Genomic DNA, 8,835 nt, shown 5'->3' on the forward strand with positions numbered 1-8,835 from the left:
CTATTCAGCAGAACTCGCATTCCATGTCCGCCAGAAAAAGGTCCGTCCGGGCCATTTCCTTGACGTATGTGCAGGATCGGAAAGCGCTATCCACCTCGTTGATCTTGAACTGGGGCTTGACAGCCGCTCGACCGTGAGGGTTACTTAACCCACAGGTTAGATAACCAAGTGGTTAGGTACGAGATGGACCAGCTGAGCGCCACCTTCGCCGCACTGGCGGACCCGACCCGCCGGGCGATCCTCGCGCGGCTCACCGAGGGCCCGGCGACGGTGAAGGAGCTCTCCGAGCCGTTCGACATCAGCGGCCCGGCGATCTCCAAGCACCTGCGCGTGCTGGAGAAGGCAGGCCTGATCACCCGCGGCAGGGAGGCCCAGTGGCGCCCCTGCCAGCTCGACGCGACACCGCTGAAGGAGGTCGCTGTGTGGGCTGAGAACTACCGCCGCTTCTGGGATGCGAGCTACGCACGCCTGGACGCACTCTTGACCGAGATGAAGGAGACAGAGAAATGACCACCAAGTTCGGCACCCTCGTGACCCTCCCGTCCGACACCGAGATCACGATGTCCCGCGACTTCGACGCCCCGGCTTCTTTGGTCTGGGACGCGTTCACCAAGCCTTCGTTGATCAAGCGCTGGCTGCTCGGTCCCGACGGCTGGGAGATGCCGATCTGCGAGGTCGACCTGCGCGTGGGTGGCAAGTGGCGCTACGGCTGGGCGCAGCCGGACGGTTCCAACGCGTTCGAGATGTACGGCGAATACTCCGAGGTCACCCCACATTCGCGGATCGTCCACACCGAACACTTCGAGGACAACCCGCCGGCCGTCACCACGATCACGTTCGTCGAAGCTGACGGGCGGACGACGATGACCACCACCATGCGCCTGGTCTCGCAGGAGGCGCGGGACGCGGTGCTGGCGACCGGCATGGCGGACGGCGCGGGCCGCAGCTACGAGCGACTGGGTGAGGTACTCGCCGAGCTGTCCTGAGGTTTCGCCGAGGCCGCCCCGCTGCGGGGCGGCCTCGTCCACTTCAGACTTTGGCGGAGCGTAGTCACCTGACGTGGCAACGGTTCCCCCGGTCAGGTGCCGAGCATGCGGTTACGTTCGGCCCATGGGACGTTTCCTCGCAGCTCTGGCCCTGATGCTCGGCTTCGTCGTGCTCTCCGCTCCCGTGGCCGCCGCCTCCGCGCCGACCCGCTGGCAGATCTCACCGTGCCCGTCCGGCCAGAAAGCACTCTGGCTACCGCGCGTCGACAAGTTCGGCACCGATTTGGGGTGCACGACCGAGGAAGCCCGTGCCGCTGCGGTGAAGGAGGCCGTGGACAGCGGCAGTCCTACGCGGATGATGAACGTCGCCATCGCGTTCGCCCAGCAGATCTCCGACAAGTCGCTGACCGCGGAGTCGTCTTGCGTGCTGGGTGCCAAGGGAGCGATCGGTGACGCGCTCGGCACGTGCGTGGCGGCCTGAATCAGACATCTCCTGACGTGAACGCGACGAAGGCGCCTGATCCGGAGATCAGGCGCCTTCGGAGACGTCAGCGTCAGCCGTTGAGCACGGCGCGCGACATCACGACGCGCTGAACCTGGTTCGTGCCCTCGTAAATCTGCGTGATCTTCGCGTCACGCATCATCCGCTCCACCGGGAAGTCACGCGTGTACCCGGCACCACCGAACAGCTGCACCGCGTCCGTGGTGACCTCCATCGCCACGTCGGAAGCGAAGCACTTGGCAGCAGCGGTGATGAAGCCGATGTTCGCCTCACCGCGCTCGGCCTTCGCAGCGGCCACGTACACCATGTGGCGGGCGGCCTCGATCTTCATGGCCATGTCGGCGAGCATGAACTGCACACCCTGGAAGTCCGAAATGGACTTTCCGAACTGCTTGCGGTCCTTGACGTACTCCACCGCGGCTTCCAACGCACCCTGCGCGATGCCCACGGCCTGCGCACCGATCGTCGGACGCGTGTGGTCCAACGTCTTCAAAGCGGTCTTCAAACCGGTGCCCGGCTCACCGATGATGCGATCAGCAGGGATCGTGCAGTTCTCGAAGTAGATCTCACGGGTCGGCGAGCCCTTGATGCCGAGCTTGCGCTCCTTCGGGCCCACCGAGAAGCCGGGGTCGTCCTTGTGCACGACGAACGCCGAGATGCCCTGGGACTTCTTGGGCGCCTGAGGGTCCGTCACGGCCATGACCGTGTACCAGGTGGACTCGCCGGCGTTGGTGATCCAGCACTTGGTGCCGTTCAGCACCCAGTGGTCGCCGTCCAGCAACGCACGCGTGCGCATCGAGGCGGTGTCGGAGCCGGCCTCGCGCTCGGACAGGGCGTAGGACGCCATGGCCTCGCCGGAGGCGATGGACGGCATGACGAGCTGCTTCAGCTCTTCGGAGGCAGACAGCAGGATCGGCATGGTGCCGAGCTTGTTCACGGCGGGGATCAAGGAGGACGACGCGCAGACGCGGGCGATTTCCTCGATCACGATGCAGGTGGCGACGGAGTCCGCGCCCTGGCCGTCGTACGACTCGGGCACGTGGACGGCGGCGAAGCCCGACTTCACCAGGGCGTTGTGGGCCTCGACCGGGAAGCGCTCGTTCTCGTCGACCTCGGCCGCGAACGGCTTGATCTCCTTCTCGGCGAGCGAGCGGACGGCCTCTCGCAGCGCCTCGTGCTCCTCGGCGAGCTGGTAGGTGCCGAAGCTCGGGTTCACCTTGTTACCTCCCGGTAGCGTGTACTCGGCACGATGTTAGCGCCCGTTCACGTCGGTCGCCGGTGTGCTGTTGAGCACTCAGAGGGACTTCTGCAGCGCCGCGTCCTTGTCTAGTACGAGCTGCTCGAGTTCCGCCTGGAAGCGGGCCATGCGTTCCTGCAGGGCCGGGTCCGAAGCAGCCAGGATTCGAACGGCGAGGAGCCCCGCGTTGCGTGCGCCACCCACTGAGACCGTGGCTACCGGGACGCCCGCGGGCATCTGCACGATCGAGAGCAGCGAGTCCATGCCGTCGAGGTACTTCAGCGGCACCGGCACGCCGATGACCGGGAGCACGGTGGCGGAGGCGACCATGCCGGGCAGGTGGGCTGCGCCGCCCGCGCCCGCGATGATCACTCGAAGACCGCGCGAGGCCGCGGAGGTCGCGTAGTCGAGCATGCGCTGCGGGGTGCGGTGCGCGGAGACGACGCTCACTTCGAACGAGACGTCGAACTCGGCGAGCGCCTCGGTGGCCGCTTTCATCACCGGCCAGTCCGAGTCGCTGCCCATGATCACGCCAACCTGAGTCACTCCGCACTCCCGTGAATGTCGTATCCGTCGGACCAAACACCGGTGGACAGCCAGTCCGCTGCCAGTCGCGCACGCTGGCGGACCTCGGTCATGTCGCTGCCGAGGAACGTCACGTGCCCGACCTTGCGGCCCGGCCGTTCCTCCTTGCCGTAGAGGTGCACGTGCGCGTCGGGGTAGCGCGCGAACAGGTGGTGCACGCGCTCGTCGGGGCCCATCGCCGGAGTTTCGACGGCACCCAGCACGTTCGCCATCACCACGGCCGGCGCCATCAGGTCGGTGCGGCCCAGCGGGTAGTCCAGGACGGCACGCAGGTGCTGCTCGAACTGCGACGTGCGCGCGCCCTCGATCGACCAGTGGCCTGAGTTGTGCGGGCGCATCGCGAGCTCGTTCACGACGACGCCGGACGCGGTCTCGAAGAGCTCGACGGCCAGCACGCCGACCACGCCCAGCGCGTCGGCGATCTTCAGCGCCAGCTCCTGGGCCGCGGCACCGTCCAAAGAAGGCGCCGGTGCGAGGACCTCGACGCAGATGCCGTCGGACTGCACGGTCTCGACCACGGGCCAGGCCGCGCCCTGCCCGAACGGCGAGCGCGCCACCACGGCCGCCAGCTCGCGGCGCATCGGCACGCACTGCTCGACCATCAACGGCGTCCCGGCCTCCAGCAGCTCGGGGACGACCAGCTCGGCGCTGTGCGGCTGGTTCAGCATCCACACGCCGCGCCCGTCGTAGCCGCCGCGGATCGCCTTCAGCACGCACGGCCAGCCGTGCGAGGCGCCGAAGCGGAGCACGTCGCGGACCTCGTGGACCTCGGCGAACGGCGGCACCGGCAGTCCCAGCTCTGCCAGCCGCACCCGCATCTTGAGCTTGTCCTGCGCGTACTGCAGCGCGTCCGGACCGGGGTGCACCTTGACGCCCTCGGCGACGAGCGCGCGCAGGTGCTCGGAAGGCACGTGCTCGTGGTCGAACGTGACGACCTCGCAGCCCTTCGCGAACGCGCGCAACGCGTCGAGGTCCGTGTGCGTGCCGAGCACCACGTCCCGCGCGACCAGCGCGGCGGGGTCGTTCTCGGAGACGGCGAGCACGCGCAGCGACTGGCCGAGCGGGATCGCGGCCTGGTGCGTCATGCGGGCGAGCTGCCCGCCGCCGATCATGCCGACGACTGGGAGACGGGTACGGGAGTCCACGGTTGAGGCAGCCTACCTGCAGCTTCACCGGAGCTCACCAGCAGAGCCAGCCGTCGCGCGGTGACGCTGCCCTCGGGTGCGACGTGGATCACGAGCCGCTGGTCGTGCTCCGGAGCGACGAGCACCTCGCAGTCGAACTCGAGCAGGCCTGCGACCGGGTGCCGCAGCCGCTTGCGGGCCGATCGGCGCACCGCCACGTCGTGCTCCGCCCACAGACGGGTGAACAGCGGGCTCGCCATCAGCTCGTCGACCAGCGACTGCGCGGCCGGGCGGCGGGCCACGGTCGCGCGCAGGTCGGCTACATGGGCGCGGGCCAACTCCTCGACGTCCTCGGCCGGCACCCAGCTCTCCTGGCCCAGGAAGAACCTCCTGAGCAGGTTCCTGCCGACGACGTCGCCGAACACCACCTCGGCACGTGGTGTCGCGGCGAGCACGTCGCCCAGGTCGGAGATCACCACCGCGATGTCGTCGCGGAGCCGGTCGAGCAGCAGCCGGACGCCCGGCCGGACCGAGGTCGACGCGGGCTCCTCCGGCACGGCCGCTCCCGCCAGCCGGAACAGGTGCGCGCGCTCGTCGGCATCGAGGTCCAATGCCCTGGCGATGCCGTTCAGGACCGACACCGACGGATGTGGACCGCGAGCCTGTTCGAGGCGCGTGTAGTAGTCGACGGACACGCCAGCGGCCTCCGCGATCTCCTCCCGGCGGCGTCCAGGAGTGCGGCGCCGGCGACCGTTGCCGATCGGCGCCATCCGCTCACGGCGGCTGCGCAGGAAACCCGCCATCTCACGCACGTCCCCACCGTAGCCAGGTTTCGACCGTCCCTGGCTGCGGAGGAATTCCCCGAACACGCTGGGACACATGAAGATCGCGATGACAGGGTCGACAGGACGAGTCGGCAACAGGCTCCTGCCACGCCTGCGGGAGCAGGACCACGACGTGCGCACGCTGACCCACCGGCTCGCGGACACCGGGGCGGTCGAAGAGCTGGTCGACGGCGTGGACGCCGTGGTGCACGTGGCCGCCGCCCTCCGCACCAGCACCGACTTCGAAGGCGTGAACGTCCACGGCACAAGGGCGCTCGCCGAAGCGGCCGTGAAGGTGCCGTTGTTCGTCCACATCAGCACGAACCTCGTCTACCCGGGTGGACTGGGCAGGCCCGCGACGGAGGACGACCCGACGGACCCCTCGCCGGAGTTCGGCGACTACCCGCGCACCAAGGCTCTCGGTGAACGGGCTGTGCTCGACACGAGGGAAGCCGCGATCCTGCGCCTCGCCTTCGTCTACGGCGAAGGCGATCCGCACCTCGAAGAGTCGCTGAACTGGGCGTCGAAGTGGCCGGGTCACCAGCGGCTGCACATGGTGCACCACGAGGATGTTGCGCAGGCAGTCACCAAGGTCCTGGACACCGGCGCGAACGGGATCTTCAACGTCGCCGACGACAGCCCGATCACGGCCGTTGAGCTGCACCTGCTGAACGACCTCACCCCCAGCGAGGCCGTTCAGCAGGATTTCGACCCGTGGCACGGGATCGTGTCGACGAACCGCGCGCAGCGGGACCTCGGCTTCCGCCCGCGCTATCCCTCCGCGTGGGCCGCCGCGGTGTCCGGCGTGCTCTGAACGGTCTGAGCAGGTTCGGCAACGGAGTCGATGCGGCGGTGGGAGCGGGACGGCTTCCACCCGCCACCACGGCGCAGCAGCCGGAAGGTCACCGCGAACAACACGCCGGCGAGCAGCACGAAGACGATGAACTCGATGAACTGGAAGAGCCCGAGCCGCTCGATCGGCTGGTAGTCGACGTACGTGCCGATCGCGGTCTTCGTGTTCCGCATGCAGCTGTTCGGATTGGGCAGCTCCGCGCACTTGTCCGGAACGGACACCGGACGGAGATCGGCGCCGACGAAACCGTTGCCGATCTCCAGCCCGCGGTGCGGCACGACCGGCGTGCTCTCCCAGCGAGCGATGTCGCGCTTCGACGGCAGGTAGTGGTCGCGCAGCAGCACGGCCGGCAGCACGCGGGCCAGCGTGTAGAACACCAGCGTCGCCGCCATCGCCGTCACCACGTGCCGGGACAGCAGACCGATGAACACGCCGAGCGCGAGGCCGAAGATCGCGTAGCCGCCCTGCACGAACGGACTGGCCTCGAACATCCCCCACGACTCCTGCGGGCCACCGAACCCGTCGCCGAGCCCGACGAGCGCACCGAGCAGCACGGCCAGCGGACCGAGCACGAGCATCTTGCCGCGCAACCACTTCGTGGGTGTGACGTCCTGGCCCCATGCCACGAAGTAGGTGCGTTCCTCCAGTTCGCGGGCGATCAGCGGGGCGCCCCAGAACATGCTGATCACGCCACCGAACAGGAGTTGCGCGAGGAGACCGTAGAAACCGGCCATCATCATGGAGCCCACTTTTCCGCCCTCTGTGGAGACGAGGGTGAAGGCCGCGAGCAACGCGAGCGACGCGGTGGCGAGGATCGTCCACCGGTGCTGACGCCAGGTCAGCCAGACGAAAGTGTTCACGCGGCACGCTCCAGGTGCGCCACGACCAGCTCCTCCAGCGTCACGTACCGCGCGGTCCACGGCTCGGCGATCTGCGTACCGCCCGAACGCACGAGGTACGACGACTGCGACTTGCTGTGCTTCGCGAGCACCACAGGTCCCTCCACAGGTGACTCCGAGACACGGGGACCCGTGTAGAGAACGTGCTGTTCCAGCAACTCGTCTGTGTCGCCGTCCACCAGCAGCCGCCCGTCGGCGAGCAGCAGCAACCGGTCCGCCACGCCACCGATCTCCGCGACGACGTGCGTGGAGAAGATCAGCGTCATGCTCTTGTCGCTCACCTCGGTCAGCAACTCGCCCACGACCTTCCTGCGAGCGAGCGGGTCCAGTTCGGACAGTGGCTCGTCCAGCAACAGGACGTCAGGGCGAGATCCCAGTGCCAGCGCGAGCGTCACGTGCGTGCGCTGGCCACCGGACAGGTCGCCGATCTGCAGCCGGCGCGGCACCTTGAACCTCGTGAGCCACTCGTCGGCGCGCTCGTTGTCCCAGACGGTGTTCATGCGGCGGCCGAACTCCAGCACGTCCGCGACCTTGAAACCCTTGTACATCGGCTTGTGCTGGGGCACGTACGCGACCCGGCCGGCGACGGCCGTGTGGCCCGACTCCGGTGGCAGATGCCCGGCCAGCACGTTGAGCAACGTCGACTTGCCGGAGCCGTTGGCCCCGACCACTGCCGTGACGCTGCCCGGTGGCAGTTCGAAGGAGACGTTCCGCACCGCCCACTTCGACACTTCGGCCGCAACCACGCTCATTGCGCTCCCCCGCTCAGCACCTCGCGCACCAGCGCGTAGATGTCCTCGTCCTCCAACCCGGCGGAGCGTGCGTCCGCGACCCACACGGCGAGCTTGGCGCGCAACGCGTCCAGGTCCTCGGGGGCGGCGGACCCCAAGGTGGCCTTGAGAAGGTGCCAGAGCCCTGGCGAGCCTCGAGGAGGCCGGCGAGCTCGAGCTCGCGGTAGGCCTTCAGCACGGTGTTCGCGTTCACCCCGCTGGTCGCGACGACGTCGCGGACCGTCGGCAGCCGATCGCCCGGCTGCAACCAGCCGAGCCTCAGCGCCTCCCTGACCTGCTGACCGAGCTGCAGGTACGCGGGAAGGCCGCTGCCGCGGTCGACGTGGAACTCGACCACACACACTCCCCAGATTGTTCTAGTGGACTAGGACAATAGAACACTTCTGGAGGTGTTGGGAAGTGACCCGGCGGGGACGCGGGCTGACCTGGGCGCGGGACAGGGGAGATCAGCGCCCAAGCGAGGTGAGGAGCGCACACGCCTCGGCGTGCGTGTCCGGCAAACGCTCGGTCCAGACCTTGGCGGGCCCGGTCGGCCGGACGTTCGGATCGTCGGCGAGCCGGTCGGCGGCCAACACCCTCAGGTTCGACACCCTGCGCGCAAGCACCTCATCGCGCTTGACCAGCACCGCGGCCACGCACGGCCCCAGAGTCGCGAGGGTCTCGCCACCGTCGAAAACGGTGCGCAAGGCGTCGGACACGAGGGTCATCGCGACGACCCGGGACCAGCCGGTGGCGCGTTGGACGTCGAGGCGCAGCAGAACCAGCGCGTAGCCGAGCGGCGCCACGGGGGAATCCCGGTACACCTCACCCAGCCGTGTCCGCAGGTAGGCGGCCGTCGTCAGCCCGGTCAGAGGGTCCTCGGCCGCGCAGTCGCCGGCTTGCTTCGTCACCACGTCCGCCCATCCCAGTGCCGTCATGCGCAACATCCGCGAAGGACGTTTCGCGTGCGGCGCACCCACAGCAACGTGAGCACGAGCGACAGCAGGCAGCCGGTGAACGTGATCGCCGAGGAGGACACCACCATCGCGTCCGAC

At 68.4% G+C, this 8,835-nt stretch carries 11 protein-coding genes and 1 pseudogene; 4 read left to right on the plus strand and 8 right to left on the minus strand.

Annotation, left to right across the window (positions count from 1 at the left end; translation table 11 throughout):
* The first annotated feature begins 183 nt into the window (after positions 1 to 183).
* The 3 genes from FXN61_RS13120 (at position 184) to FXN61_RS13130 (ending at position 1,467) form a co-directional block, all read left to right on the plus strand.
* Positions 184 to 510: an ArsR/SmtB family transcription factor gene (locus FXN61_RS13120; protein WP_188135000.1), complete on the plus strand. Its 327-nt coding sequence runs from the start codon at positions 184 to 186 to the stop codon at positions 508 to 510.
* Positions 507 to 986 carry an SRPBCC family protein gene (locus tag FXN61_RS13125; RefSeq protein WP_167973667.1) on the plus strand — a complete coding sequence of 160 codons (480 nt, stop codon included), beginning with the start codon at positions 507 to 509 and terminating at the stop codon, positions 984 to 986. The genes FXN61_RS13120 and FXN61_RS13125 overlap by 4 nt, the downstream gene beginning before the upstream one ends.
* Positions 987 to 1,110: 124 nt before the next feature.
* A complete protein-coding gene (locus tag FXN61_RS13130; protein WP_167973669.1) occupies positions 1,111 to 1,467 on the plus strand; it encodes a hypothetical protein in 357 nt (118 codons plus the stop codon).
* Positions 1,468 to 1,540: 73 nt separating this feature from the next.
* On the opposite strand, the gene FXN61_RS13135 is transcribed toward FXN61_RS13130, so the two are convergent.
* The 4 genes from FXN61_RS13135 to FXN61_RS13150 all read right to left on the minus strand — a co-directional run bounded on the left by FXN61_RS13135 (position 1,541) and on the right by FXN61_RS13150 (position 5,237).
* Complete coding sequence (locus tag FXN61_RS13135; RefSeq protein WP_167973671.1) at positions 1,541 to 2,704, minus strand: acyl-CoA dehydrogenase; 1,164 nt, start codon at positions 2,702 to 2,704, stop codon at positions 1,541 to 1,543.
* Positions 2,705 to 2,782: 78 nt separating this feature from the next.
* Entirely contained in the window at positions 2,783 to 3,271 is a 489-nt protein-coding gene (purE, locus tag FXN61_RS13140) for a 5-(carboxyamino)imidazole ribonucleotide mutase (protein ID WP_312877692.1), read from the minus strand.
* Positions 3,268 to 4,455 carry a 5-(carboxyamino)imidazole ribonucleotide synthase gene (locus tag FXN61_RS13145; protein ID WP_167973673.1) on the minus strand — a complete coding sequence of 396 codons (1,188 nt, stop codon included), beginning with the start codon at positions 4,453 to 4,455 and terminating at the stop codon, positions 3,268 to 3,270. Before FXN61_RS13145 ends, purE begins: the two co-directional genes overlap by 4 nt.
* The gene (locus FXN61_RS13150; RefSeq protein ID WP_246291396.1) at positions 4,419 to 5,237 is read right to left on the minus strand and encodes a helix-turn-helix transcriptional regulator; all 819 of its coding nucleotides are present in this window, start codon (positions 5,235 to 5,237) and stop codon (positions 4,419 to 4,421) included. The genes FXN61_RS13145 and FXN61_RS13150 overlap by 37 nt, the downstream gene beginning before the upstream one ends.
* Before the next feature lie 76 nt (positions 5,238 to 5,313).
* Between FXN61_RS13150 and FXN61_RS13155 the strand changes: the two genes are divergently transcribed.
* Positions 5,314 to 6,072, plus strand: a complete 759-nt coding sequence (locus FXN61_RS13155) for an NAD-dependent epimerase/dehydratase family protein (protein ID WP_167973677.1) — start codon at positions 5,314 to 5,316, stop codon at positions 6,070 to 6,072.
* On the opposite strand, the gene FXN61_RS13160 is transcribed toward FXN61_RS13155, so the two are convergent.
* The 4 genes and pseudogenes from FXN61_RS13160 to FXN61_RS13175 all read right to left on the minus strand — a co-directional run bounded on the left by FXN61_RS13160 (position 6,030) and on the right by FXN61_RS13175 (position 8,718).
* On the minus strand, positions 6,030 to 6,971 hold the full coding sequence (locus FXN61_RS13160) for an ABC-2 membrane transporter-related protein (protein ID WP_167973679.1): 942 nt from the start codon (positions 6,969 to 6,971) through the stop codon (positions 6,030 to 6,032). The genes FXN61_RS13155 and FXN61_RS13160 overlap by 43 nt on opposite strands.
* A complete protein-coding gene (locus FXN61_RS13165; RefSeq protein ID WP_167973681.1) occupies positions 6,968 to 7,762 on the minus strand; it encodes an ATP-binding cassette domain-containing protein in 795 nt (264 codons plus the stop codon). The genes FXN61_RS13160 and FXN61_RS13165 overlap by 4 nt, the downstream gene beginning before the upstream one ends.
* A pseudogene (locus FXN61_RS13170) lies at positions 7,759 to 8,138 on the minus strand (GntR family transcriptional regulator). The gene FXN61_RS13165 and the pseudogene FXN61_RS13170 overlap by 4 nt, the downstream one beginning before the upstream one ends.
* Positions 8,139 to 8,247: 109 nt before the next feature.
* The gene (locus FXN61_RS13175) at positions 8,248 to 8,718 is read right to left on the minus strand and encodes a hypothetical protein (RefSeq protein ID WP_167973683.1); all 471 of its coding nucleotides are present in this window, start codon (positions 8,716 to 8,718) and stop codon (positions 8,248 to 8,250) included.
* Between the last annotated feature and the right edge of the window lie 117 nt (positions 8,719 to 8,835).

The organism is Lentzea indica, from assembly GCF_012184385.1.
Taxonomy (GTDB): Bacteria; Actinomycetota; Actinomycetes; order Mycobacteriales; family Pseudonocardiaceae; genus Lentzea; species Lentzea indica.